33 protein-coding genes are annotated in these 25741 nt (G+C 25.6%); 5 read left to right on the top strand and 28 right to left on the bottom strand.

What is annotated here, in order from left to right:
* Positions 1–113 precede the first annotated feature (113 nt).
* From ABCP60_RS02485 to ABCP60_RS02430, 12 genes are all read right to left on the bottom strand, one after another.
* Positions 114–260 carry a hypothetical protein gene (locus tag ABCP60_RS02485; protein ID WP_343101163.1) on the bottom strand — a complete coding sequence of 49 codons (147 nt, stop codon included), beginning with the start codon at positions 258–260 and terminating at the stop codon, positions 114–116.
* A gap of 39 nt (positions 261–299) precedes the next feature.
* Positions 300–692, bottom strand: a complete 393-nt coding sequence (locus ABCP60_RS02480) for a helix-turn-helix transcriptional regulator (RefSeq protein WP_343101162.1) — start codon at positions 690–692, stop codon at positions 300–302.
* 55 nt (positions 693–747) lie between these two features.
* Positions 748–1089, bottom strand: coding sequence for a hypothetical protein (locus ABCP60_RS02475; RefSeq protein WP_343101161.1), 342 nt, complete (start codon positions 1087–1089; stop codon positions 748–750).
* Between the two features lie 90 nt (positions 1090–1179).
* Positions 1180–1437 (bottom strand): hypothetical protein, encoded by a 258-nt coding sequence (locus ABCP60_RS02470; RefSeq protein WP_343101160.1) that lies wholly within the window; start codon positions 1435–1437, stop codon positions 1180–1182.
* Positions 1438–1641: 204 nt separating this feature from the next.
* Positions 1642–1965 carry a hypothetical protein gene (locus ABCP60_RS02465; protein WP_343101159.1) on the bottom strand — a complete coding sequence of 108 codons (324 nt, stop codon included), beginning with the start codon at positions 1963–1965 and terminating at the stop codon, positions 1642–1644.
* 242 nt (positions 1966–2207) lie between these two features.
* Positions 2208–2819, bottom strand: coding sequence for a cyclase family protein (locus ABCP60_RS02460; protein WP_343101158.1), 612 nt, complete (start codon positions 2817–2819; stop codon positions 2208–2210).
* Between the two features lie 228 nt (positions 2820–3047).
* On the bottom strand, positions 3048–4298 hold the full coding sequence (locus ABCP60_RS02455) for an ABC transporter permease (RefSeq protein WP_343101157.1): 1251 nt from the start codon (positions 4296–4298) through the stop codon (positions 3048–3050).
* A complete protein-coding gene (locus tag ABCP60_RS02450; protein ID WP_343101156.1) occupies positions 4298–5212 on the bottom strand; it encodes an ATP-binding cassette domain-containing protein in 915 nt (304 codons plus the stop codon). Before ABCP60_RS02450 ends, ABCP60_RS02455 begins: the two co-directional genes overlap by 1 nt.
* A 328-nt stretch (positions 5213–5540) precedes the next feature.
* Positions 5541–7373 (bottom strand): AAA family ATPase, encoded by a 1833-nt coding sequence (locus ABCP60_RS02445; RefSeq protein ID WP_343101155.1) that lies wholly within the window; start codon positions 7371–7373, stop codon positions 5541–5543.
* Positions 7374–7639: 266 nt separating this feature from the next.
* On the bottom strand, positions 7640–8245 hold the full coding sequence (locus ABCP60_RS02440) for a hypothetical protein (protein WP_343101154.1): 606 nt from the start codon (positions 8243–8245) through the stop codon (positions 7640–7642).
* 349 nt (positions 8246–8594) lie between these two features.
* The gene (locus tag ABCP60_RS02435; protein ID WP_343101153.1) at positions 8595–9023 is read right to left on the bottom strand and encodes a hypothetical protein; all 429 of its coding nucleotides are present in this window, start codon (positions 9021–9023) and stop codon (positions 8595–8597) included.
* Entirely contained in the window at positions 9017–9685 is a 669-nt protein-coding gene (locus ABCP60_RS02430; RefSeq protein ID WP_343101152.1) for a trypsin-like peptidase domain-containing protein, read from the bottom strand. The genes ABCP60_RS02435 and ABCP60_RS02430 overlap by 7 nt, the downstream gene beginning before the upstream one ends.
* A 658-nt stretch (positions 9686–10343) precedes the next feature.
* On the opposite strand from ABCP60_RS02430, the gene gltS reads away from it, so the two are divergent.
* From gltS to ABCP60_RS02415, 3 genes are all read left to right on the top strand, one after another.
* Positions 10344–11588, top strand: coding sequence for a sodium/glutamate symporter (gene gltS / locus ABCP60_RS02425; RefSeq protein ID WP_343101151.1), 1245 nt, complete (start codon positions 10344–10346; stop codon positions 11586–11588).
* A gap of 184 nt (positions 11589–11772) precedes the next feature.
* Positions 11773–12156, top strand: a complete 384-nt coding sequence (locus ABCP60_RS02420; RefSeq protein WP_343101150.1) for a hypothetical protein — start codon at positions 11773–11775, stop codon at positions 12154–12156.
* Positions 12157–12366: 210 nt separating this feature from the next.
* Positions 12367–12846: a hypothetical protein gene (locus ABCP60_RS02415; protein WP_343101149.1), complete on the top strand. Its 480-nt coding sequence runs from the start codon at positions 12367–12369 to the stop codon at positions 12844–12846.
* 236 nt (positions 12847–13082) lie between these two features.
* Here ABCP60_RS02415 and ABCP60_RS02410 read toward each other — a convergent pair whose 3' ends face one another.
* The 5 genes from ABCP60_RS02410 to ABCP60_RS02390 all read right to left on the bottom strand — a co-directional run bounded on the left by ABCP60_RS02410 (position 13083) and on the right by ABCP60_RS02390 (position 16855).
* Positions 13083–13586, bottom strand: a complete 504-nt coding sequence (locus tag ABCP60_RS02410; protein ID WP_092926494.1) for a GNAT family N-acetyltransferase — start codon at positions 13584–13586, stop codon at positions 13083–13085.
* The gene (locus ABCP60_RS02405) at positions 13576–14250 is read right to left on the bottom strand and encodes a hypothetical protein (RefSeq protein ID WP_166505139.1); all 675 of its coding nucleotides are present in this window, start codon (positions 14248–14250) and stop codon (positions 13576–13578) included. The genes ABCP60_RS02410 and ABCP60_RS02405 overlap by 11 nt, the downstream gene beginning before the upstream one ends.
* A gap of 370 nt (positions 14251–14620) precedes the next feature.
* Positions 14621–14980 carry a hypothetical protein gene (locus ABCP60_RS02400; RefSeq protein ID WP_343101148.1) on the bottom strand — a complete coding sequence of 120 codons (360 nt, stop codon included), beginning with the start codon at positions 14978–14980 and terminating at the stop codon, positions 14621–14623.
* Between the two features lie 186 nt (positions 14981–15166).
* Complete coding sequence (locus ABCP60_RS02395; protein WP_195236987.1) at positions 15167–15787, bottom strand: class I SAM-dependent methyltransferase; 621 nt, start codon at positions 15785–15787, stop codon at positions 15167–15169.
* A 195-nt stretch (positions 15788–15982) separates the two neighbouring features.
* Positions 15983–16855: a hypothetical protein gene (locus ABCP60_RS02390; protein ID WP_343101147.1), complete on the bottom strand. Its 873-nt coding sequence runs from the start codon at positions 16853–16855 to the stop codon at positions 15983–15985.
* 651 nt (positions 16856–17506) lie between these two features.
* On the opposite strand from ABCP60_RS02390, the gene ABCP60_RS02385 reads away from it, so the two are divergent.
* Positions 17507–18355: a type II CAAX endopeptidase family protein gene (locus tag ABCP60_RS02385; protein WP_343101146.1), complete on the top strand. Its 849-nt coding sequence runs from the start codon at positions 17507–17509 to the stop codon at positions 18353–18355.
* A gap of 30 nt (positions 18356–18385) precedes the next feature.
* Complete coding sequence (locus tag ABCP60_RS02380; protein ID WP_195928383.1) at positions 18386–18664, top strand: hypothetical protein; 279 nt, start codon at positions 18386–18388, stop codon at positions 18662–18664.
* Positions 18665–18845: 181 nt separating this feature from the next.
* Here the strand turns inward: ABCP60_RS02380 and ABCP60_RS02375 are convergent, their stop codons facing one another.
* The 11 genes from ABCP60_RS02375 to ABCP60_RS02325 all read right to left on the bottom strand — a co-directional run bounded on the left by ABCP60_RS02375 (position 18846) and on the right by ABCP60_RS02325 (position 25642).
* Positions 18846–19052 (bottom strand): hypothetical protein, encoded by a 207-nt coding sequence (locus ABCP60_RS02375; protein WP_343101145.1) that lies wholly within the window; start codon positions 19050–19052, stop codon positions 18846–18848.
* Positions 19053–19217: 165 nt separating this feature from the next.
* Positions 19218–19748, bottom strand: coding sequence for a GNAT family N-acetyltransferase (locus ABCP60_RS02370; RefSeq protein ID WP_343101144.1), 531 nt, complete (start codon positions 19746–19748; stop codon positions 19218–19220).
* A gap of 343 nt (positions 19749–20091) precedes the next feature.
* Positions 20092–20556: a CPBP family intramembrane glutamic endopeptidase gene (locus tag ABCP60_RS02365; RefSeq protein WP_343101143.1), complete on the bottom strand. Its 465-nt coding sequence runs from the start codon at positions 20554–20556 to the stop codon at positions 20092–20094.
* A 710-nt stretch (positions 20557–21266) separates the two neighbouring features.
* Positions 21267–21881 carry a hypothetical protein gene (locus tag ABCP60_RS02360; RefSeq protein WP_343101142.1) on the bottom strand — a complete coding sequence of 205 codons (615 nt, stop codon included), beginning with the start codon at positions 21879–21881 and terminating at the stop codon, positions 21267–21269.
* A gap of 103 nt (positions 21882–21984) precedes the next feature.
* Positions 21985–22296 carry a hypothetical protein gene (locus tag ABCP60_RS02355; protein ID WP_343101141.1) on the bottom strand — a complete coding sequence of 104 codons (312 nt, stop codon included), beginning with the start codon at positions 22294–22296 and terminating at the stop codon, positions 21985–21987.
* Positions 22297–22451: 155 nt separating this feature from the next.
* A complete protein-coding gene (locus ABCP60_RS02350) occupies positions 22452–23534 on the bottom strand; it encodes a DUF4179 domain-containing protein (RefSeq protein ID WP_343101140.1) in 1083 nt (360 codons plus the stop codon).
* 9 nt (positions 23535–23543) lie between these two features.
* Positions 23544–24077 (bottom strand): sigma-70 family RNA polymerase sigma factor, encoded by a 534-nt coding sequence (locus ABCP60_RS02345; protein ID WP_343101139.1) that lies wholly within the window; start codon positions 24075–24077, stop codon positions 23544–23546.
* 344 nt (positions 24078–24421) lie between these two features.
* Positions 24422–24511 (bottom strand): cold shock domain-containing protein, encoded by a 90-nt coding sequence (locus ABCP60_RS02340; RefSeq protein WP_343101138.1) that lies wholly within the window; start codon positions 24509–24511, stop codon positions 24422–24424.
* 33 nt (positions 24512–24544) lie between these two features.
* A complete protein-coding gene (locus ABCP60_RS02335; protein WP_166505131.1) occupies positions 24545–24748 on the bottom strand; it encodes a helix-turn-helix transcriptional regulator in 204 nt (67 codons plus the stop codon).
* A 5-nt stretch (positions 24749–24753) separates the two neighbouring features.
* The gene (locus ABCP60_RS02330; RefSeq protein ID WP_343101137.1) at positions 24754–25116 is read right to left on the bottom strand and encodes a DUF3796 domain-containing protein; all 363 of its coding nucleotides are present in this window, start codon (positions 25114–25116) and stop codon (positions 24754–24756) included.
* 304 nt (positions 25117–25420) lie between these two features.
* On the bottom strand, positions 25421–25642 hold the full coding sequence (locus tag ABCP60_RS02325; protein ID WP_343101136.1) for a hypothetical protein: 222 nt from the start codon (positions 25640–25642) through the stop codon (positions 25421–25423).
* Positions 25643–25741: the final 99 nt, after the last annotated feature.

Raw genomic sequence — 25741 nt, 5'->3', positions numbered from 1 at the left:
ACGTTGGTAGAGCAATTGACTGTTAATCAATGGGTCACAGGTTCGAGCCCTGTTATTCCCGCCACTTTAAAAACTCTTAGTTTTGTCTAAGAGTTTTTTTATTTGTCTATGTTTTAATAACAAAAATTAGTACCATTTTTACAAGAAGTCCATGTTTTATAGCCTGATGAATTAGGTCTTTCCCCAGCACCATATCTCATAATCAATCCTGCAATTATCATTAATATACCTAGATAATATGAATGTTCAAAGTAATTCACATTATCCCCCTCCTATTTTTATACTTATATATAAATATATTATTTATTAAAACTTATCTTACTCTTAAAAATAAGAAATGTTTTACCTAAAAGATATCCAATTATTCCTAATCCAATTCCTGCAACCCCCATACTAGGGAATAGGTCTTCAAATAAAAATGATATAACTAGACCCATTAGTCCTAACGTACAAGCAATTTCCCAACAAAAAGCGTCATCCGTAGTCTCAATTTCCTCTTCTTCATAAACTAATGAATCTATAGTAACATCAAATATTTTTGCTATTAATTTTAAATGCTCTATATCAGGCATACCATTTTGATTTTCCCACTTGGTTACGACCTGACTTGATACATTAAGCATCTCTGCTAATTTTTCTTGTGAAAGTTTATTTTTTATCCTTAATGATTTTAATTTTTCTCCAAACTTCATATTAACACCTCCTCTAATATCATATAAAAAATAGATGAAATTTTATTGTAAATTACTAATTATTTACACCTCTACATTTATTAAACTTATATAGATGAATTTCAGTTAAAACTATAGGTCCTAAAAAAATTAATATCTCTACTATGTGATAAACTGCACTTGGAAGTTTTAAATTCATTAAATTAGTTAATCCAATAAAACTAATAGAAAATATTAAAGACATTGTACAAGTCTTATAAATATAGGCATTTGCTTCTTCCCAAGTTTCTTTATCTTTCATTGCAGAACCAATTTTATAACCTACATGTATATTAAGATATTGTTTATAGTCATCATGTAAATACTTACAAATTGCACCCACAAAATACATAAATATTCCCAAAAAAATTATTATCATTTCCCATTTGCCTCCCCCTAAAACTAGATTGATAATATATAATAATTGCTAATTTAATTACAACAAGTATAAGTCCTAGTAAGTATATAACTATAAGTTAAGTCCAAATAATATAGCAATGATATTTATAACTAATATTATTGTACCAGTTGTGTAATATGTAATTGATACTACTTTATTTTTCTTTGATAATTTATTTTCTAAAATCATTGTTGCCCAAAATATAACAAGTATAATTCCTCCAAATATATGTTGTAAGCTACGTAGATATATTGCATTAGCAGTACTTATAAGTAATATTACTAATATAATGTATTGAAATACGTTCAAAATCTTTTTTAACAACAAATCATATCCCCCTTAATTAAACCTTTTATTCTCAATTTATATAAGTTTATAATTTTAATTATATTATACATAGGCTATGTTAGCTAACTTTATGATAAATTTATTTCACAATATATTAAAATTATTAATTTAATATGCTCTACAAATTAAAATTTATAATCCATACGCGACTAACAAATAGATTATTTATTGGAGATAGTAATATTATTTCTTTCTATATTTTGGTTCAATCTTTATTGTATAAATAACCATTGTAATGATAACTTCAAAAAAAACGCCTATCGCTGGAATCAAAGCATATGGTGAATTTTGTCCTGCTAGTAGCGGCAGCCCTAATATTGCAAATAAAACTCCAAATACACACCATAATTTTCCTAATGCTTTATTGTATGATTTTACATCTTCAACAGGAAACATTTTTGTATTTGCCCAGAATCCAAATGCATCATCTTTTGTAAAATAGATACAATAAATTCCTAGCCCTACAAACGCTACACCAATTAATAACCATATTATAAATGCAATCATATATTCCTCCCTATAAAATCCTATTAATATATATAATATTAAAGATATTTTCATTTCGCATTATATAATTATAAACTTTGCTATATATGTTTTTTATTAAATTGCTACCAATTAAAAACTATTTATATATAATAACTATACATAATAAAATATATTTTTCTAAACACAAAAACAGAGTAATAATTTTAGATTACTACTCTGTTAGTTCAAAATAAATTAAACTAATTTATATGGTACTCATTTTAAAATTCTACTAGCACTCTAGTTGGAAGAGCATCTATCCCCTCTACTTTTATAGGTAAGCAATATACTTTAAAATTTTCATCAGGTATACTTCTTAAATTACATAAGTTTTCTATACCATAGATTTTATTTTTAGCTAAGTACTCATCTATAATGCCGTGTTTTCTTTTCAAACCTAAACCTAAGGTATCTATACCTATCATATTAACTTTTTTATTTACTAGATATTCAATTACCTCTATAGAAATTTCTGGATGATTACTATATTTTTTATCATCATCTAGATAATCATCCCAGTTAGTTTGAAAGAATACATATACTCCCTCTTTAATACGAGAAATATCTAAATCACTTAATTTAACCTGTCTATCTAATACATTAGAAACATCAAACTTTATACCTTCTGATATCAATCTATTATTTTCTATTACTACATCTGCTCCCATTACATCTATGTGAGTTCCCATGTTGTGAATATCACAAGAAAAATTAATTGTAGTATATTCATTTCCACTTCTAGAATATCTCTTCACATGCTCTACTTCCAATGGCTTTGAACCCACTCTATATACTTTTCCAATTTGAGTTGTTTGTGTTATATCTACTATCATATAAAACTCCATTTCTAATATTTAGTTAACTTATATTTTACCACTAATACTTATAAAATTTAATTAACTACATAACAATTGTTAATTTAATTATGGCAAAACTAAAACTTAATAATATATCCACTAAAATAGATGATTTTATAAACAATACTATTACATAAAATTATATTTCTTAAAATGTTATAAAGAAAAACTAGGCTTAAAGCCTAGTTTCTCATATTTTAATATTTACTTTTCACTTTTAAGCCACTTTAGGGCATTTTTAAGTTTTATTGGATTTCCATACATTAAGATAGCCATTCTGTATATCTTAGCACCACCTATTCCTGCTAATACTGTTGATACTATTAATATTAATGCAGATATTATAAATTCTACTGATGTAACAGCTCCTGTTGCAACCCTTACTATCATTGTCATTGGAGATGCAAATGGTATGTATGAACAAACCTTTATTAGTGTACTATCTCCATTAGTTAATCCAAATATACTAATCATAAATACTACAATAAATATCATCATTATAGGTCCAACACTTGACCCTATATCTTCTGTCTTTGATACTAAAGCTCCCAATGCTCCAAATATGAATGAATAGAATAGGTAACCTAATATTCCAAATATAGCAAATGTAGCTATTAATTCTGGTGGAATTTTAAATAAATTATCTAATATTCCATTCCACGCTTTACTATTTACCTTATATGCAATAAGTACTGATGACATTATTACTCCAACTTGTATTATACTTGCTATTGCACCTGCAATAACTTTACCAAATATCAAGTTATTTGTATTTGTACTTGTAACTAATACCTCTATTGCTCTATTGCTTTTTTCTGCAGTTATTCCCATGGCAATTAATTGACCATACATTAAAATCATCATATATATAACGAAGATTAGTATATAAGCATAAAAATAATTATTTGCACTATCTTTGCCTAGTATTTCAACATTAGCTGCTATTTTGGTATTATAAATTGTATCTACCTTATTAAAATCTATTCCTTCGCTAGTAATTTTATTTTTTCTATACTCTTTTTGTAAAAGTTCATCAAATATATACTTATTCTCATCATTAAACTTAGTATTTTGAACAACATAATCATACTCAGTTGGATTTTTAACATTAAAACCTGCTTCTACATCTTTATTTTCAACTAACTTATCTAATTCATCTTTATTTTTTACCACTTTCCAATATGAGTTTGGAAAATAAGTCTTTAGCTCTCCTTTATTAGGAATAATATTCTTTTCATCATATATTGCAAAATTAGTTTTATCTTCTTCTGCAAGATCCTCTAATTTAGCTTCACCTTTATTTCCTATTGGCAATATAGATGACATATCTATAAAATTAGGTAGGGATAATCCAATTATCATTACTAATGAAATTATTATAGTACTTATTATAAAAGATTTTTTATGAAAGTAGTTTCCAAGTTCAAATTTTAATACTGTGAAAAATTGTTTCATTACTCTTCACCTACTTTCTTTACAAATATATCTGTTAAGTCTGGTTCATATACAGAAAACTTCTCTATATCTATATTTTCTTTTAATATACTTTCTAAAAGTTGGTTTTTCGTTGTATTTTCATTTAGCACTAATATTAAATAATCCTTTTTAACTTCATCTACCGTTACTAAATCCTTAAACTTATCTTTACATATAGATTCTAAATCATTTAATGTAAAATTCTCTGCACTTAGTATTAATCTATTGTTACCAAATTCTTTTTTTATTTCTTTAAGATTTCCACTCAGTACAATCTCACCTTTATTTATTATAGCTATCTCTTCACAAAACTCTTCAACATAACTCATTTGGTGGCTAGAAAATATTACTAGTTTATCTTCATTTATTAATTCTCTGACAGTATCTTTAAGTATCTGTGAATTAACTGGATCTAATCCACTAAATGGTTCATCAAGTATAACTATTTCTGGATCACATACTAATGTTTGTGCTAATTGAACCTTTTGCTGATTTCCTTTTGATAAACTCTCTAATGTTCTATTTGCATATTCCTCTATGCCTAATTTTTCAAGCCATATCTTTGTATTTTCTTTTGCCCACTTAGCATCTGCACCTCTTAACTGAGCTAAGTAAACTATCTGTTCTGTAACTTTCTTTTTAGGATATAATCCTCTTTCTTCTGGTAGGTATCCTATCTGGTAATCTCTTGGGTTAAACTTCTTTCCATCTATTAATACCTCTCCTGAATTAGCCTTGAAAACGTCCATTAATATACGAATTGTTGTAGTTTTTCCTGCACCATTTCTCCCTAATAGTCCAAGTGCCTTTCCACTTTCAACTGAAAAGGATATTCCATGTAATACTTCATTTTCTGAAAAACTTTTTCTTAGATCCTTCACTTCTAGCTTCATATTTTCTCCCCTCTTTAAAGATGTTATCTACTATATAGTATATTAACGATTATTTATATTCAACCGTTTTCCATAATATAACTTTATATGTTAACCTCTTATATACTCTAATAGAGCAGTTCATGCTATATATGAAAACATTCTTTGGAAATGATATGTTGTGCTAAAAGCTATCACCTTACGAATAATAGTATAATAAATTTAAAAACCTCTCATTTGATTCACAAATATGAGAGGCTTTTATCTAAATCATAATATATTATAATTTAGATACCTTGATTATGATACGGTTCTCCGTTACATCTCCAAAGGAGGCTATTTCTAGTATCTAAATCTTTCTTATAGATTTATCAATTATTCTATTTATATTATCACTTTTTTTAATAGTTAAAGGAAACCCTTCTACGTCAATTATATTAGATATTAAATTTATATTAAGTGCTGGTTCATTATCTTTTAATGTAGGCTCATATTCAAATAGTGATTTAGATTTACCTCTAACCTGGCGTATAATTAAATTAATATCTGAAACATCTGTATCTCTGTCTAGTATATTTAAAATTGGAGCTAATTCGCTTAAAAGCTCTCTTTTAATAGACTTTGATTCATCAATACGGCTTCGTTTTGCTGAATATTTAAGTGCCCTTAATATATCACTATAGTTCGCTTCTATCAACTCTTTAGGTGCATCTTGAAGTTTTTCTATTTCATCTATTGCAGCACTTGCTTTACCTTCACTTATATCTTTGCTTGAATAAATATAATAACTTTCAACTGCCCCTCTTCTCAAAATAAAACATCCTGATTCCTCTAAGCAATCTAATAACAATGATATTCTTACTTTAATATCATGCCAAATTTCATAATTAGCCCAATCAGATATATCTTCACTTTCCATAAGAACTGCCATTATAGCTCGTCTTTTAAATTGAGTTTCATCATTACTTTTATCTCGATTTATCCAATACGGGTGTTTTTCATAAATTTCTTTTATATTTTCGCTATTTTTATCACAAATTTTAAAGAAATCATTCTTTACATTTTTTACAAATGAACTTATATCTGCATGTCCATAATTTAATGCTTTACTCTTAGCTTCTTTATCATTTATAAATATATTTATCACATCATTATTATCTATAAACGCATCTAAGTCAGCTATAAGTATCGGTCTTTTCCCTATTAATCTCATTAGCTTTACAGTTGAAGGAAATTGTCCTTTCCCATCAACTGGAATAATTTGAGTTCCTGCAATCCCCAAATTAAATTCAAATCTGTCATCAAAATAGTTACAGATTAGTGCATCACTTATGCCTTCTACTAATAGTGGTCTTTCACTGAAAAATGCGGTTTTATGCATTTGACCAAGTCTACTTACTAACTCTCTTAACTTTTTATTTTTTAATACTTCTAACTCTGGGGAGATCTGAACAGGAAATTTATCATTATCTAAGAAAAAAACATAGTTAGATAAGCTATCTATATTTTTTATACTAATCATATCAATAGAATGTGTCCCCATTATTATCATTTTCTTGCCTTTTTCGTTAAAATCCCCAGAAACCTTTTTTATTTCATTAAGTAGAAAAGCTTGCATTTGTGGGTGTAATGATACTTCGGGCTCATCAATCAATAATATCGATACTTGGTCATCATATAATGCTGCAAGTATCGATATTAGATTTAATAGACCACTTGATTCTGCTGATATTGAGTAACCCTCTAACGACTTTGTTTTTTGGAAATTAACTGTTAAGTTTCCATTATTCCATTCTAAGAATAAATTTCTACCAAGTAGTGTAGATAAACGTTCTGATACCTTTATATATACATCATTTCTTTCATCTAATGTAAAAAAATCTCCCGTTGCAATCTCTAATTTATGTCTTATATTTTTAAGATCCTTATCACCTATAGATGCTTCTCTTTTAAAATCATACTTTGATGTTTTAGATCTAAATTCTTCAAGTATTCCAATTCTATTTGATGATAAATATCTAACTATTTTTCCTCTAAATTTATTTTCTAGCTCATGTTTAAGATATCTCATAGCTCTAGTTTTGCCAGAACCATTTGGTCCCACAAAAGTTGTTAATCCAGAATAAATGTTTATATTTACATTTTTATTCCCTATATTAACTGTAGTATTAAATGGATACATAAATATTTCACTCCTTTTTTGTTATATATATATATAAATTATACTATCTTTGTATACAACAATCTAGAAATTAACAAATTTTGCTATTATATAAAATAAAAACCGTATCCCTTACTTGTGATACGGTTCTCCGTACCGCGCTCTAAGGAGCGCGGTTTTATATTAATTAAATCTTAATCTTATCTATATAATCATTTAGAGTCGATTTTTATATTACTTTTATTTCATCTATATTTACGTTTACTCGTCTATCCCCATAATTATTTCTAATTAGATCTAATACATATATACATCATTTTATTTAAAAAATTTTCTCTTAACCTAAAATTCATATTATCTCTAATAGTATTTTTATACCTCTCATAATAAATAAGTATTGCATTCGTGATTTTTATTACATCTACAACAATTACTTGATTATCTTCTTCCAATTTTACTATGTATTCTTGTTCAAAAGTTAATTTACTTCTATTTTTAGTTTGAGCAGAGTGCAATATTCCACATCGTATGTCTTCATAAAATAGTTTTGCTATTTTATCATTATTAAAAATCTCAGGGAATTCCTCCTTTAAAAATTTTTTATATTCTATCTTATTCCTTCCTGAAGGTGTTTGATCCCATCCATTCTTAAATTGTAGTAATGTTTCTATTAATAAACAATTCAATGCCATTATAGAAAAACCATCTCTAATTAAATCATTATATTTAGTTAGGTTTTCAATCTGATTTAAGAATCTTCCTCTTATTCTATCATCAAATATATTTATTGCTCTATCCCACTTATCATCCTCACTATCCATAGTTAACCCTAATTCCATAAAATCTTCTCGTCTAAATTCTACTGATATGTATGATTTACCTCTATATTCCATCGCTTAACTCCTTTTTCATCATTTCGTATAATAATATCTATTTTATACTAATTTTGAAATTAATTCCAATAGTATGCATTTTATTGTTATTAAATATTCATATTTTTCTCCTTATCTAAATACTATTTATACTTTAGTATTTTACATCTCTAATTTATAATTAAATGAATTAAGTATTCACCTACATCTTCTATCAAATACTATACTTATTATGGTAGTTGTATTGCTAAATCTAAGTTTTAATTTTTGAAAATATTAAATTATATTATATGTTCCTTATTATTTAAAAATAAAATAATCTAGATGAAGTGTTGTTCCTCACCTAGATTTATCATATCTTCAATATATATTAATTTCCTGAATTTAATATAGCTTCTGTTGTTGCTCTAAGTATAGCTATGATAGAAAGTACTACAAATGGAACACATATAGCTGCAGATACACCAATTTCTTTTCCAACATAACCTGATATAGCACCAATTATAACATTAGTAGTTATCTTAGCCTCTATTTTTAATGATTCTCTCAATTCTTTATACTTTTCACTATCTGTACATATAATTTCTCTTACTTCAATTCTTATGCGTTCGTATAAACCTTCATTCCACTTCTGAGTTCCTTTTGGTGCAAGTCCAAATGAAGGATTTAAAGATAAATTAATTCCTATATCATCTATACTCGCCCCTGACATTTGAAGTGTATTTACCATAGATTCCATGTTTCCTGGTAAAGTACTTAAAATTTCTTCATCTGAAAAAGATTTTAATAGTTCTAACATCGATCCAATCCCCCTATTGCTTGATTTATTACTTCTTCAAATATAGCACTATTTATTACAAATGTTATATTTGAATCTGTGCCTAATGGCATATTTCCTATAGATATAGCTTCTGGCAATGCTAGACACCCTCTTACCATTCCACAAATTACACCATCACTTACTCTTATCACTGGAGATCCCGAGCTTCCTGAATAAGTTTGATGTGATATAACAAATTCTTCTATCTTAATATTACCCATAAAAAGTCTTTGTCCTAATGCCGAAATATGTGTCTTTTCAGCTGTTTCTAGTAATGAATTTAATCCTACATATGGATATCCTACCATTAAAAGGTCGTCACCTATATTAATATCTGATGCTTTTTTTAAAAAAGGTCTGCATAATGTACTTTGCTCTTCATTTTTAGATATTAATACTGCTATATCATTTATAGGGTCAGAATATATTAAATCTACTTCCATAACATTGCAACTATTTAATGGATATTGTTGCGGAATTGATATATCTCCTCCATGAGGAGGTATACATACCTTGAAGTTTAATCCATAACCTAAATGATGAAGTGTACTCAAAAATATTATTCTATTTTTATGGTGTGACGCTATAAAGCATGTTCCTACTAATTTTTCATCTACTGCTATAGGTAACGCTATTGCCATGTATCTCCCTCTCTTCTTATAATTTAATACTTTTTTCTCTATAATAAATTTCAACCCTATATTATTTATATCTATATATTAACAAATAGTTTTCTTATTTAAAAGATATTCTATCTTATATATAAAAACCGCGCTCCGTTACTTTTGATACGGTTCATCCTTTATAATTCTAAATTTCTAATTTACATTATATGTTTTGGCTCTATTAGCTAAGTTTGCGATAAGTTACCAACAAAATAGCAGTATCTTATTTACTGTAATATATAAACTCTAATATACACTTATTTTTTAAATTTGATATGAATTAGTTCGAAATACAATAAAATTGTAAACTTTACTATATTATATATCTTATTAAATTATTTACTATGTATATTGTAAATACACTTTATTGTACTTTATTGCCATATACAAATAGATAATATCAAAAGTGATATTAAATATAATTGACTAAATACGTTATAATTCCACATGAAACTTCTTAAGGTATCAGTTAAGTTGACTTTATCAATTTTTTATTGTAATATATAAAATAAGTTCCATGAATTTCAACATCTTCTACTCTCAATTATCAGAAAATAAAATCATAAGAATTTAAGTTTTTAAATTATTCATTATAATGTTTAAAATTTAAATTTATATTAAGGAGGGTAAACTTATGTTTCAATTTTCAAATGAATTAAAAATGATGACCCTAAATTTAGATATAATTCAAAGTATTGCATTTACTACTGCTGTACTTTTAATAGGGTCTTTTATAAAAAGTAAAATCTCTATATTAAATAAATACTGTATACCATCACCAGTTGTAGGAGGATTTTCTTTTGCAGTAATAGCCTTTATATTAAGGCAAACAGGAATAATTACGATAGTATTTGATACAACGCTACAAAATATATTAATGACAGCCTTCTTTACAACGGTTGGATTCACTGCAAGTATGAAAGTCTTAAAAAAAGGTGGAACACAAGTAATTAAGTTTTTAATTATATCAGTATTATTGATATTAGCTCAAAATATAGTTGGTGTTTTCTCTGCTAAGTTAATAGGTGTAGACCCACTATTAGGACTTGTTTCAAGTTCTGTTTCTATGACAGGTGGTCATGGAGCTTCTGGTGCATTTGGCCCTCTTCTTGAAGCAAATGGACTTAAAGGTGCTCTTAGTATAGCTATGGCCTGTGCTACATTTGGATTAGTATCTGGAAGTATTATAGGTGGTCCCCTTGCAAATAGATTAGTTCAAAAACATAAACTTCAGCCAGAGGAAATAGAAGTAAAAGAAGAATTAATATCAACAAACGTAAATGAAGAAGTATCATACAATGAAATATCTATAGGAAAACTTTCAGAAAGTAAATTGACAAGCTCAATTATACAAATAATAATAGCTATGGGACTTGGGACTATAGTATCAGGCTTATTTTCATATATAGGTATAACAATGCCATCTTATATAGGTTCTATGATTGTAGCAGCTATTATGAGAAATATTTCAGATGCAAAAGGAATACATAATGTATCAAGCAATGAATTAGAATGTATAGGTTCAATATGTTTATCATTATTTTTATCAATGGCTATGTGTAGCTTAAAATTATGGGAGCTTGTAGACCTAGCTATACCTATATTAATACTACTAACTTTACAGACATTATTAATGATACTATTTGCCTACTTTGTTACATTTAACGTTATGGGAAAAGATTACACAGCAGCAGTACTTGCAGCAGGTCACTGTGGATTTGGTCTTGGAGCTACACCAAATGGAATAGCAAATATGGAATCTGTAACTTCTAAATATGGTCCAGCACCTAATGCATTTTTCATATTGCCACTAGTTGGAGCATTATTTATAGAATTTATAAACTCAGCAGTTATAACGACTTTTATGAATCTACTATAAACATATTTATAAAAAATAATGTATTTAAAATAATTATATATTTATTTCAAATATATATAATAAAAACCGTATCACTTCTTGTGATACGGTTTTTCCTTTGTAATTCTAAATCACTAATTTATAATGTATAATTATATAGGATATATTGGAATTTCATATGAAAGTATATATTAGGGGGAATATTATGGATAATGTTATTGATTTTAAGTTGGTTTTTATATTTATGATTTTTATAATTATGTTTTTAGGGGATTATATATTAGAAAAGAAGTTTAAACCAAATAAAGCACTTCTAGAAGAAATTGAAGACTTAGAATTTTCAAGAAGATTTCGTATATTAACTATAATACTAATTATTGCGATACCTTTATCTTTAAATAAAAATACTTATTTTACTTTATTAATAATTATAGTAGCTTTAATAGCTGAATGGATTAGAATTAAATATGCTTTAAAATTTTTAAGTAATAAAGATGAAAGTGAAAGCACTAAAAAATATATATCAACTATGGCTATTTTTCAATGTGTATATGCAATAGCTTTAGCTTTGTATTTTATATTTTTTTAATAAAATTATACTTATATAAAGATTGTATTAGGTATTATAACATTATTCATTAGTTTATATAGAGTTAAAAAAGTATACACTAAAACAGATGATTTCATAAATACAAACAATAATATTACTTAAAATTATATTTAGAAACCATTAATAAGTTTTAAAATTTATATATTTAATCTATACTTATATATAATAAAATATAAGGGGGTAATATTGATGAATATAGGGAACAAATGTAAAATAAAAGACATTTCAAAATGTTTAGTAGATGAATTTAAAGCTCAACAAATTACTAAAAAAGATCTTTTAAATTTAAGTGGAAATCTTTCTACAATTGAGTTAAATGACAATTCAATAATATATAAAATAAGTGATTTAGATTTTATTCAATCACTATTAAGTGAAAATGAAAAATCAGAAATACAAATAACTATAAATCATTTTAACGAAAATGTTGAAGATATAGATTGCTTATCATATGAATATCAAATAAGTACTGGAAAATTAATAATTATTGTTTTAGAAAGCGAAGATGGAGAAAATTTATCTAGTTTTACAATGGATGGAAATGGAGAACTATTATTTAATTATTTATCAAAATTTATTGGAGATGATATTGAAAAAATCGAGAATCCTTTAGATGAAGTAATTGAAGAATTAAATCATTTTAAGCCTTATGGAAAATATTTTAAATAATATAAAAAGTAGTTCTATTACTATAATAAATACTATAAATTTTTATGCTATGTTTAATTATAATGTTGAAAAATACAATAATTAAAAGGACCGTTGTATGGTCCTTTTAAATTAGAATTCTTTATTATATTTATTTTCATGTACGACTTTTTAAATTACTTTATTTTATAAAATTATTATCTAAACCTAAATTTAGAAACTACTAAAGAAATTGAGTAATTATCGAATAAATTAAGCTACAACAATTTTTCAAAAGCTATTCTTTTACTTGAATCATCTACATATATTATTCCGCAATACTTAAATCCATTTTTCTTAAGTACCCTTTGCATAGGAATATTCTCTTCATGTGTATCAATTTTAATACTATGTACACCGCTATCTACACAAAGTTGTTCTACACATTTAATAATCTCAGTTGATAGACCTAACCCTTTGTGGTTATTACTTACAGCTACTCTATGGATAGCTGCATATTTATTGTTACTTAGCCACTTTCCATCATAGATAGATTCATACGTTGGCTCTCCTTTAAATGTTACCATTGAAGTAGCAACAACCTCACCATCTTTTTCTAGTACATAGCTTTCAACATTTTTTATATCCCCAATAATTGTATCTTCATTTGGATAACCATTTTGCCATTGGTCTATTCCTTTATTTTTAAAGAATTCTTGGGCTTGATTGATGATTTTCATTATACTTTTTACATCATTTGTTTTTGATTTTCTAAACTTCACTAATATCCTCCTTGTCAGTTACGCATTCTTTAACAAATGCAAAACACTGTTTTATATCTTTATGATTTAAATTTTTAACATCAAAATTAAATACTTTATACATCATTTGAACACAGTAACCTATCCCAAATACAGTTAATAAAGTACCTAGTCCAACAGTCCCACCTAATATCCATCCAGTTATTAGAGCCAGACCTTCTATAAAAAATCTTATTATACTTACAGGCTTTGATGTAAGCTTTACTAAGACTACCATTAATCCATCTCTCGGGCCACATCCCATTTCACACCCTATATATAAATAACTTCCTATTGCATTAACAAACATACTTCCTATCATAAGTAATACGCCATAAAATAAATTAGCACTTGTAGGAATTATATCTATATAGATTATTAAATCTATGAAACATCCAATCATAATCATATTTGCTAATGTTCCAAATCCTATTTTTATACCTAATATACTAACTATAATTACAATTAATAGACCTACAATTATACTTGCCTGACCGATTGTAAGGCCAACTAAATTAGACAAACCTTGATGAAAAACATCCCATGGACTCAAACCCAAATTTGATTTTATTGACAGTACAGTAGAAAGTGCACATAATAAAAATCCTGATAACATTCTTAGAAAAAGCATTAATATTCTTTTCATAATTAATCTCCTAAAAAATAATAGCTGAACTTTAACTATTATTTTTAACTATTCTCCAATACCTTTTTTTAATATATCTCTATGATATAATTATATTATAACTGTTTATATATATCATCATAATTAATTTTAATCTACTCTTTAAGTTCTTTATTTCCTTTTTCAAGTCTGTTTATTTTTCTATTTAAACTTACTATAATAATTAAATGAATAGTATAATGAAAAATGACTAGATTTTGATGCACATTACCAAGTCTAGTCATTTTTATATATTTTATATTTTGATTTTAATAATCAAATAGTTTAGCATAGCTTTTAAATAAATATCTACTAAAACAGATGTTTTCGTGGACATTTAAAACAAATATTATTATTTATATTTATTTACTAATGAAGCATGCTTTAACATTCCCATTCCTGCTCCAAGTATAAGTCCCAGTATTATAGATACTCCAATTGTAATCCAGAAATAATTTTTAAAATAAGTAAAGGCAAGAATAATACCAATTACTACTCCTAAAGTAAGTCCTATTAGAGTAAATCCACCATAATAAAGCCCTATTATTTCATCCATTTGTGGATCTCTTGATAGATAATATTCCATATATTTATTTTTTAAATATTCTGATTCATCACTTTGACTATTTGATGCAAGATTAGTTTTTGCAATTTCTAGTGCTTCTTCCTTAGAGTGATCTTTTTCTATTAAGTCTGTCATATAATCACTCATATAAATTATGAAATCTTCCTGTATTTCTTTAGACTGTCTTGATGTTAATTTAAATACTTTAAACTAATTCTCTAAACATTATTAAAGATGGCTAACTTTAGTCCTCTTTATATAATTTATGCATAATAACTGCGCAAAAAAAGAGAAATAATTTTATTTCTCTCTTGGTACACAATATTAATTATTTTAATCAACCTCTAAAACACCTGCGCAGGAAGATATTTGTGTATATTTTGCATTAACATTATTTTTATATAATGATGGTATTATTTTTTCTTCAATCATATATATTTCATCTTCATCCCATTTATTTAAATTCTTACTTTTACATTCAATTAAGTTATCCTCTGTTTTAAACGCCACATCAGCAATTATTATCTTCCCATCTTCATTTAATAAATCCTTTAACTTAGATATAAATTCTACTTTTTTTTCATTATTTAAATGATGAATTGCATAAGAGGATATAATATAATCAAATTTTTCATGTGCTAATTCTGAAGGTATACCTAAATTAAAATCACTTTGTATAAAAAGTCCATTAGGCATCTTTTCCTTTGCTATATCTATCATTGCTTGTGAAAAATCAATTCCAAATATTTTTGCTCCATCTTCATATAATTTACTAGTTAATAGTCCAGTCCCAAAACCTACATCCAAAATTTTTTTTGATTCTTTGTTAATAATTGAATTATAAATATAATTTAATACATCATAGTAACCATCAAATGGATATTCATTTGAACTTTTTTCTACACTTTTATCATACTCCCTTGCCCATAAATCAAACCCCTTATTATCTAACAATCTATTTCCTCCCATTTTATCCATATAATTAATTTTCCGAATTTATAATAACTGTTAATTTAATTATATCAGAACTTATAGTTTGAGGTATGTGCACTAAAACATATAATTTCGTGATACAAGCAATACTATTAAGTAGCATTATATTAAACATTAATATTAATTACTTTTTTGTATACAACATTACCTATAAACTTACTTTTTACTTTGTACTACATCTTTAATCATAGTTTCCTGCTCTTTTAAATCTTTATTAATCATCGTAATTATTTTAGATTCTTTTTCTGCTTTATCTTCACTACAATATACATTTACTCCATTTGTAGGGCAATCATTTACAATTGAAGTAAAAAATATTTTGTTTTCTTCTTTATTATATAAAATAGTAAGCCTAGATTTATCTTTTTCTACAGTATAACAAGTAGTTACTCCATCCTTTGTGTCATGTTCTATATCCTCTGATTTTTCTCCTAGTATATTCTCTATGGCTTCAACACTTATGCTCTTCCCCTCTTCTACATATGGTGCTAATTCATAATACATATGATATATTTCATCAATTTCTTTTCCCTTTTTAATTAGATTAAAAAACTTTCTTTGTTCAGTTAAATTATCTGGATATAATACTGTCCCTAATATATATGTGTCTTCTTTTTGCTTAAAGTAATTTACTCCTATATATGTTTCATTGTCTTCTTTTTTTAATTGATATGATATGAAATTTATATACTCTTCTTGATTATTCTCATTTTTTAAATATGATACCTCTAGCACTTCATTTTTATTTTCAAAGTTATATGTATTCATTTTATTTCTATTTCCATTACCTTCATCTTCAGTTTTTCCATAAGTAAATGATTCATCTTTTTCTAAAATATTTTCAATATTTTTCACCAATTCATCTGAAGTAATTTTTTCTCCTTTTATATCATCTTCTATCATTTCAAAATACACTTGTTTTAAGCTTTTTATTTTCTTACCATCATTACCCTTCATATATACCATAACAATACCTACTATTCCCAATAAAAAACATATACTTAAAACAATATTTCTTTTTTTGTTCATGAATATCCCCCTAGATTTAATAATTTTACCAGCTTTGATCTTTAATTATATTGTACTATCAATAGGTTAATTTTCTATAATTTTATTTAAATCAAAACACCAATAATATTAAATTATGGTACATAATTATTTTACCTATTTTTAAAATTTAACTAGTTTATATGCACAAAAAAAGTATCTTAAAAATTAAGATACTTTTTTGAATACATAATTTGAATACATAATTAAGGGTTTAAGGATTTATTATAGTTTGGCTACTTCCTCACCAAAGTATATATATCCATTAAAGGAAATTGATTATCTTTATCAAACTTTCTAATTAAATGATAATATTTTTCAATTAATTTGTCAATATTTTTTTAAAATTTTTATCATTAAATTCTCTAATAAATCTACTAAATAAAATTTTGTTAATAATCTTATAACTATTATTAAAGAAGGTTAATTTTTGTCCTCTTTATATACAATATTCTATGCAAAAAATTCCCATTTAATTTCTTTAGCTAACTTAAATCAAAGTACTTTACTTAAAGTTTAATGAAACCATTTTGTAATAGGAAAACGATTAAATATTATGTATAATATAACTAAAGTTTGCAATTGTTATAAATTGTAAATAATATATGTGGGTAAATAATTTAAGGGGTGGAGATGTATAATTTAAAGCAAATATATAAAGATGAAATAAAAATTAAACCAATATCTTTATTAAAATCACTTTTTGCTATAGCTATATATATTTTAGTTCAAAATATAATAAGTTTGTTATCAGTTTTTATTAGTGTTTTAATAAATCCAAACATGTCTTTTGGAAATAATATTATACTTGTAATGATATTAACAGTATCTATAAGTATAGCTATGGTAATATTGGCAGGGCATATATTTACCGAAAAAGGTAGTACTAAAATAAATAACAATAATTTTAAACCTAACAAGAAAGATTATTTACATATTTGTTTCATAATAATAGGGTATATTTTAGTTAGAGAGGCTGTATTGTTTGAAGTATTAACACAGTTTGAAGGACCTATACCTGATGAAACTATTGATTTTATTATTGAAAATTCTAGCGGTATAGAATTTTTTATGCTAAGTTTAATGTTATTTTTACAAACACTTATAGAAGCACCTATATTTGAAGAACTGTTTTTTAGGGGAATATTATTAAATGGATTTCTAAGTAAATATAAAATAAATCATAAAAAAGCTATAATATATTCTGCGATAATATTTGCCATTGCACATTTAAATATACCTCAAGGGATAAATGCCTTTATATTAGGAGTAATACTAGGATATATTTATTATTATACAAAATCTATGAAACTATCTATTTTCGCTCATTTTATAAATAATTTAATTATATTTATACCAGTACCAAGTAATATAATAATTAAAATTGCATACATTTGTTTAGGATTATATTGTATTGTAAAAGGGCTGAGCTACATAAAACAATTACAAGAAAAAAATAACAAGCTAGCTATAGATAATTAGTTATAAATTTACGGTAGGAGGTATTTTATCATGTTGTTATGGATTATGGTGTTTCTTGGTACTTTACTCTTTGTTGTGGGACTTTATTTTATTGTAAAAAATTATAAAGATGGAAAATACATAAAAAAATATGGAGTAATTTCTTATATAGGGTTAGGCATAGCAGTTCTTGGAACAATATTATTAATGGAGCCTGTATTTACCAAGTTACCCCCAAATTTATCTGGAGTTGTACCAAGTTTTATATCTTTAGCTATTTTTATGATATCAGCTCAATTATTGCTAAAACCTACATTTTTAAAAAAATAATTACCAATTTATTGAGTAGATTAAGTAAAGAATCTTAACATATTTAAACTAAAGTATATAAAAATGGCTAGACTTTTGATAATTCCAATAGTTCTAGCCATTTTTTGCTTATTTATAATACAAATCCTAATAAAGTCTAAATTTAATAAAAAAGACATTTATTATACTAATAAGTTATACATTATTTTTTATTATCTTTTATTGCTCGTGTTAATTTACGTAAATTATCATTTATAGAAATTAATAATATTAAAATTAAAATACCTATAATCCCTGTTCCACCCGAATTATTTATACTATTATTTACATTATCTACACTATTTTGCAAATTAGATATTTCACTAGATATATCTTTAAGTTGCTCTATTATTTGATTTTGTTCTTCCACTGTCTATCTCCCCATACCCTTTTGTTAAAAATTTTAAGAATTACTTATATAGTTTTTGATATATAGTAATTGTTGCTTTTTTATATTATATACTTTTTAGAATTTTTTTCCAATAATTAAATAAATTAAATCTAGCCCTTATAAATTTAAACTAATTCAATGAATCTATTCTTGAATTAACGAAAATATTTCCACATCCAAAAAGTCGCCTTCTTTAAATATACTTTGTCTAAGCATTCCCTCTTTTTTAAATCCAAGCTTTGTTAATAAGTTAGAAGATGAATTATTCCCTATAACAACTTCAGCTTCTATCCTATGTAAATTTAAATCATAAAATGCGTATCTAATTATTTCACTAACAGCTTCCATTCCATAGCCATTGTGCCAATAAGCACTATCTATATCATATCCTAAATTACATTTTTTGTTTTTAAAATCTATGCTATTATACCCTGCTAACCCAATTAATTTATTATTTTCCTTAAGAACAATTCCCCATCTCATACCATTACTTTCTGAACTAGCTTTTAAAATTTTATCAATTAATATTTTAGCCTCATTTTCACATTTAATTGATGTTTTTCCTAGGTATTTAGTCACTTCATCTTTTGATAGATAGTTAAATATATCTGATGAATCATTCTTTGATATGCTTCTTAACAATAATCGATTGGTTTCTAAATTCTTAAAATTCATATTCTAATCCCCTTATTAAAATATTAAGTCTACAATATTTCTTTTTTTATTCATAAATCACCCCCTAGATTTAATAATTTTACCAGTTTTGCTCTTTAATCAAATGGCTATGTTTTAAATTAATATTGAAAATGATATTATTAAAATAAATATACAATTATTATATAATGCGAATTTAAAAGCAGGTGATTATACTCCTACTTTTGTTGTTAAAATAATTTATAAAATCAACATTGGTTTAAAACAAAGCCAGTACAATAAATACAATTAATCAAACTAATTAAAATAATCAGTTTTCTATATAATTTTAAGGCAACCTCTGTTTATAGTATTAGATAAAATTTTATGCACATTGTTTAAAAAACTTTTTCTTATCTAAATAAATAATGACTATTATAGCTACAATTATTACAATAGTTTCACAAATACCTCCTTCAGGTCCAAACTGTCCACCTGACAATGAGGGATTTCCAACCAGGTTTAAATCAAATAGTGTACCAACAGAAGTATTAGTTCCACTAACTTCAAACCCAAATATATTTCCCATAAAGAAATTCCAAGAACAGTGAATGCCACAAGCCCCCCAAAGGTTATTAGTTTTTAGAACATAAAGTCCAAATAAAAATTCTGTTAAAACTAAATTTATAACCGCTATGTAGCTAACATTTGGATTAAGTAAATGCATAAATCCAAAGTAAGTAGATGATACAATTAAACCAACCCATACATTGTATTTGGCACTTAAAACATTCATAAGCCATCCGCGAGTTACAATTTCTTCGGCAGAACTTTGAACTATCCATCCCAATTAGTATTATACTTATATACTTTATAGCAGATAAGCCTACTGGTTGGCTAGGATTATGATTTACACTTATCAGTCCAAAAGAATAATACAATAAAGCTACTTCTGAAACAGTTAATATAGCGCCTACTGTAAAGCCAATTAAGTATTTTTTTATCCATCCTTCCTTACAAAAACCGATAGAAGAAAAAGGTCTTATATAGTAACATATAAAATTAGATTCCTAAGAACTAAAAATATTTGAAAAATTCAAAAATAGGAGCATCTCTATGTTGAGATATTCGCTTAAATTTATACTATTGTATTTAGTTTATCTATGGGTAGAGTCAGCATTTTGAGGATTTACAATGTTAATAAAAGTACTGACTTTATATATTTAAGTAAGTAACTATTCTAAATTGGTAAAGCATAGGTTTTATGCAATTACAAGATCATATTATATAGTTAGAATGAATTGACATTAGAAACTAAAATATTATGGTATATTTTTATATATTTAGCATTGCAAAGTAAAGTCTTTGAAAAATAAAGTTAATATAGTTTTTAAAAAAATACAAAAGAGTATATCTAATGAAATATAGTTATTTCAAATGATATACTCTTTTGTATATACAGCTATTCCGAAAATCTAAATTTCGGGATTAGTGATTTATTTTATGTATTAAAAATTATAATTAAATAAATATAGATTATCTGATTTATACTTAAACATTCTATTTTAGAGGTTTAGAATATATGTCTTTTAAATAGTTAAGCCTATCAAGCATTTTATTTAGATTTGCTTCAACATTTTTTTGATTTTTCTTTCCTTCATAACCTAATTCTTTATTTACATCAAATTCATCATCTACTGCATCAGCATTAACTTTAATTGTTGCAGACATAACCTTCCATTTCCCATTTATTTTTGAAAGATATACTACATAATCATTTCCTGCCCCGGCTTCATTTATTTCACTAGTATTTTCATCTTTAAAAGAGTAATATTCCTCTATATAAACATTAATTTTTACACAGTTTCCAGAGCTCACAAAGTTTCCATAATCAAATTTAAAATTTTGAGAAAGTACTTTTTTATAATTTGTTTTATTATTAGTAGCTTTTACAGTATTTCTTGCTAATAGATATTTCTTTAATTGTTCATTTCCAACTGTTGAGAAATCATTCTTTCCTCCATTATAATTGTAATCATCTTTGATAAAAGTTTCCAATACTTCTGTTATAGAACTTCTTTCAAAAATAGCATGTTTATATACATATACACTAGAAATAAGAAGAATTGATAACCCTAGCAAAAGAATAAACCGTTTGTTTTTCGCCTTTATCATGTGATAGCCTCCATATATATATATATATATCTAGTCTCTAAAGTAAAATTTTAAGACTACTTACTTTAGTTTCGGGGAATAGTTATTTTATTTACTAAGTTTTTTAAACGCCCGAGTTATATACAATAACATATAGCATAGGAATTGTTATATATGTGATTGCTATTAAGCAATAATGAATTACCATATTTATATTTTTATTTATTATCCAATATATTACTGATAAAAAGCAATATATTAAAAATACACCTGCTACCATTATAGGAATATTATATGAGTAATCATAAACTGTTGCCATTATAGGAGCCACATATAGATTGTGGTCTATAATCCAATTAGTTACTGATACAGAGGATAGGGCTAAAATTCCTGCTATAATCCAATCTATCATCTTCCAGTCTTTATACTTACTCATTTCTAAATTCACTCCATTTAAGTTAGCTTATTTACTAATTTTACCATAAATAAATTCAATTCACAAAAAATAACTAGCAATTTCTAATCATGAAATTCTAGTCATTTTTGTGTTTTTTATGTATATTAGCATATCTAAGAGAATAACTATTAAGTTTAATCAATATCTAATACAATAGCATCTTCTGTAAATAGTTTTGCTTTGTCATTAATGTACACACAAGGTGTTATAATAATTTTTTTCTCATTACCTTTTAAATTAAATTCGTCACCAATATACCATTTTCCATTATTTAGTTGTCCGCCTGCGCCAGACCCTAGTTCTAATTCTTTTCCATTTTGATTTTTTACTATAAAACGAGGTTCACGTCTCTTATTAACACTAATATCAGTATATAAATCATAATTATATTTAACTTTAACTGATAGAGGAGATATTCTAATTTCTTCTATATCTAAATAGCCTTTATATACATCTTCGTCGATTTTAATTTTTTTATTTACTTTATGAACGTGAGTATCTTTAATTATATTCGATGCATTGATTTTGGTGTTGAATTCCCATTTTCCCGAACCAAGATTATATTCTTCTTTATCATTATAATAAAGATTGCTGATAGTCATCTTTAAATTATACTCTTTGCCAGATTCTATATTATCTAAAATTTCATATGAATTTTTATCTGCATTATTTATATCAGTATTTAGATCCCAGAAATTAATTTTTAATAACATATTTACTTTATTCTCCCCTTTGACATTTTCAGATTCTACTACACCACCACTTGGAGCTAATAATGGAATATTATCAATAGTAACAGTAGGAAGAGATGGATGTATCTTAGATGCATCTATATTTTTATCTTTTGGTTTAAAATTTGTATAGTCCATACTCATACTAACTAATATCTGTCCATCATCTATCATTAATTCGCCTAAGCTAAATTTTAGTCCATTATCTTCAACAGTTTGCAACCCCTCAAATTTATATTTATCAAATATACTATCCTCTCTGCCTAGAAAAGATTCAATATGTTTTGTTATATTTTCTATATAAGCCCATGTTGTTTCACTATTTATAGCTATAGTTCCTACTATAAGGGCAGCGGATAGTCCTGCTGCTATACTTTTTCTTTTACGTGATTTAATTCTCTTTTTTTCACTAAAAGCCTTATCTATAGCTTCATCTATAGCACAATCAAAATTACTCGGTATCTTTATATGATCTAATTTATTCACTTAGTTCCCCTACATTAATATCTTGTATAGTTTTTCTTTACCTCGTCTTAGGTAAGTTTTAACTGTATTTTCATTAGTTTCAGTTATATCCGCGATTTCTTTTATAGTCATATCATAAAAATATTGAAGTATTATAGGGGTTTTAAATTTATCTTCTAATATGTCTATAGCATTATACAAATCAATTTTATCTTCTAACTTTTCATATGATATATCTTCAATTGATTCGAGTTTTTCAATATTATTAATAGTTCTACCCTCATTTCGACTTCTATCATTAACATTATTTATTAGTATTCTAGTAATCCATGTTTTAAAATAATCAGGATTTTTTAGTTTATGTATATTTATAACTGCTTTATATACTGTTTCTTGGCATATCTCTACAGCATCTTGTTCATTTTTTATATATAAAAAAGCTGTTTTATATAAGTATTCTTTATGATCGTTTATAATTTTTTCAATTGCATCCCTATTTCCCCTCATAGCTTTTTCTACTATGAGCCTATAGCTGTTATTATTTAGATCTTTAATAGTTTCCATTAGTAATAATTCTCCCTTATGTGTCCTTTATATTCCCTTTATTAGACGTAATAAGTGTATCAAAAGTTTCAGTTTTTTTAAAAGTATTAAAACTTTTTTCTGTCACAAATTATAATTTAAAGACGTTATGTATAGTAAGAAATATTATTTCAAACAAATCAAGTAGTCAAGATCTAGAAGAAAGAATATTTTAATTGTTAATTTATAAGATGATTTATTTATATGTATTTGGAAAAATAGGCTATGTTTTAAGTCAATGTTGATATTAGGAATAATTTCAATAATAAAAAAGTAGGGGTATACCAATTGGATAACTCCTACTTTTCGTTCGCATTATATTAATATTATTCTTTAATATCTTCTACTGATATAAAACCAAATCCTTTTTCATTGTCAAACCATTTTACTATTCCGTTATTCATTAAAAAATACACTTGTACACCTATTTCTACGTTTCTATTAATTTATTAAAATTCAAAAATAAATAATTCTTCAATGGGAGTATTTAACTCCCTTGAAATTCTAACAGCTAATTCAAGTGAAGGATTGTATTTTGCATTTTCTAAACGAGCTATAGTTTCTCTTCTAACACTAACTTTATTAGCTAATTCTTCTTGAGTTAACTCATTAAATTGACGATATTTCTTTAAATTACTAATAAACTTTGCCATATTTTTTACTTCCCTAAATCAAATTTGTAAGTTAAAAATGCCCATAAATTCATTGATATTGCAAAAGTAAGTGCTACTATTAATATTTGTAGTCTATAAAGTGTTAGTACATCTACTGTATATAACTGAATTAATACACTTGATACAATTGCTATAGCAAAACATGCAGGAAATACTATAGAAGCTGCTCTATGTTTATTGTGAATTAATCTCTCATCTTCACAATCACCTAGCTTGTACCACCAATAATTAGCTAATTGACCAAAGAAGGCAAAATATAGAAGTCCTAGTGGATCACCATTTAATTCTTTAAAACCTAAAAATCCAAATAGTGCAAATAAAATTGAATACTTGCTTACCCCTTTCATAAATAAATCCCCCTTCGTTAATGTGATATATTTATATCTCTATATTACATATATATCACATTGGTTTTTATATTATGACTAAAGTAAAAAAATATATAAACAAATAGATAATACCATAGCAAATTTGACTTATACCCTTTATTATTAATCAGTTATCATTATCAAATTATAAAAATAATCTTTTATCAATACCACAAACCCAACTTGTAGTCTTTTCATAATCTAGTATATTTTTGACTATCTTATCCTTTTTTCTTCATCTTTAAACCTTGATAATCCACTATTAATTTTAATAGGTATTATCTTAACCGTATACATTACTATCAGTTATATCCTTGTCTAACGCATATTTAATATCCTTATAATCCTTTATTATTTTACTTTGATATAATAAATCTCCATTATACATCCCTGTAATATCACGAACAAAATCACTAAAATTATGCCATCTATCACATACAATAATACCCTTTGCTCCATATAAATTGTATTTTATATTTTTAGGATTATAATATCTTTCCAGCATTTAGCCCAAATTAAAAATAAAGGATGCCTACTATCACATTTGATCCTTCTAAACTCTTTACCTTCTCCATAATATCCAATACAAAAAACAGACTTTCTA

The organism is Romboutsia sp. MSSM.1001216sp_RTP31141st1_G3_RTP31141_220114 (assembly GCF_039031195.1).
In the GTDB taxonomy this organism is placed as follows: Bacteria; Bacillota; Clostridia; order Peptostreptococcales; family Peptostreptococcaceae; genus Romboutsia_C; species Romboutsia_C hominis.
The sequence above is the reverse complement of the archived record's forward strand: the minus strand, read 5'-3'. Positions and strand labels throughout refer to the sequence as shown.

Coding starts and splice junctions, on each gene's coding strand:
- ABCP60_RS02360 (WP_343101142.1), bottom strand. CDS start 21,881: ATGATAAAGGCGAAAAACAAACGGTTTATTCTTTTGCTAGGGTTATCA.
- ABCP60_RS02355 (WP_343101141.1), bottom strand. CDS start 22,296: ATGAGTAAGTATAAAGACTGGAAGATGATAGATTGGATTATAGCAGGA.
- ABCP60_RS02325 (WP_343101136.1), bottom strand. CDS start 25,642: ATGCTGGAAAGATATTATAATCCTAAAAATATAAAATACAATTTATAT.
- ABCP60_RS02475 (WP_343101161.1), bottom strand. CDS start 1,089: ATGATAATAATTTTTTTGGGAATATTTATGTATTTTGTGGGTGCAATT.
- ABCP60_RS02460 (WP_343101158.1), bottom strand. CDS start 2,819: ATGATAGTAGATATAACACAAACAACTCAAATTGGAAAAGTATATAGA.
- ABCP60_RS02455 (WP_343101157.1), bottom strand. CDS start 4,298: ATGAAACAATTTTTCACAGTATTAAAATTTGAACTTGGAAACTACTTT.
- ABCP60_RS02420 (WP_343101150.1), top strand. CDS start 11,773: ATGGATAATGTTATTGATTTTAAGTTGGTTTTTATATTTATGATTTTT.
- ABCP60_RS02430 (WP_343101152.1), bottom strand. CDS start 9,685: ATGGCAATAGCGTTACCTATAGCAGTAGATGAAAAATTAGTAGGAACA.
- gltS (WP_343101151.1), top strand. CDS start 10,344: ATGTTTCAATTTTCAAATGAATTAAAAATGATGACCCTAAATTTAGAT.
- ABCP60_RS02435 (WP_343101153.1), bottom strand. CDS start 9,023: ATGTTAGAACTATTAAAATCTTTTTCAGATGAAGAAATTTTAAGTACT.
- ABCP60_RS02480 (WP_343101162.1), bottom strand. CDS start 692: ATGAAGTTTGGAGAAAAATTAAAATCATTAAGGATAAAAAATAAACTT.
- ABCP60_RS02415 (WP_343101149.1), top strand. CDS start 12,367: ATGAATATAGGGAACAAATGTAAAATAAAAGACATTTCAAAATGTTTA.
- ABCP60_RS02405 (WP_166505139.1), bottom strand. CDS start 14,250: ATGAAAAGAATATTAATGCTTTTTCTAAGAATGTTATCAGGATTTTTA.
- ABCP60_RS02390 (WP_343101147.1), bottom strand. CDS start 16,855: ATGAACAAAAAAAGAAATATTGTTTTAAGTATATGTTTTTTATTGGGA.
- ABCP60_RS02385 (WP_343101146.1), top strand. CDS start 17,507: ATGTATAATTTAAAGCAAATATATAAAGATGAAATAAAAATTAAACCA.
- ABCP60_RS02335 (WP_166505131.1), bottom strand. CDS start 24,748: ATGGCAAAGTTTATTAGTAATTTAAAGAAATATCGTCAATTTAATGAG.
- ABCP60_RS02345 (WP_343101139.1), bottom strand. CDS start 24,077: ATGGAAACTATTAAAGATCTAAATAATAACAGCTATAGGCTCATAGTA.
- ABCP60_RS02400 (WP_343101148.1), bottom strand. CDS start 14,980: ATGAGTGATTATATGACAGACTTAATAGAAAAAGATCACTCTAAGGAA.
- ABCP60_RS02330 (WP_343101137.1), bottom strand. CDS start 25,116: ATGAAAGGGGTAAGCAAGTATTCAATTTTATTTGCACTATTTGGATTT.
- ABCP60_RS02370 (WP_343101144.1), bottom strand. CDS start 19,748: ATGAATTTTAAGAATTTAGAAACCAATCGATTATTGTTAAGAAGCATA.
- ABCP60_RS02440 (WP_343101154.1), bottom strand. CDS start 8,245: ATGGAATATAGAGGTAAATCATACATATCAGTAGAATTTAGACGAGAA.
- ABCP60_RS02380 (WP_195928383.1), top strand. CDS start 18,386: ATGTTGTTATGGATTATGGTGTTTCTTGGTACTTTACTCTTTGTTGTG.
- ABCP60_RS02465 (WP_343101159.1), bottom strand. CDS start 1,965: ATGATTGCATTTATAATATGGTTATTAATTGGTGTAGCGTTTGTAGGG.
- ABCP60_RS02445 (WP_343101155.1), bottom strand. CDS start 7,373: ATGTATCCATTTAATACTACAGTTAATATAGGGAATAAAAATGTAAAT.
- ABCP60_RS02450 (WP_343101156.1), bottom strand. CDS start 5,212: ATGAAGCTAGAAGTGAAGGATCTAAGAAAAAGTTTTTCAGAAAATGAA.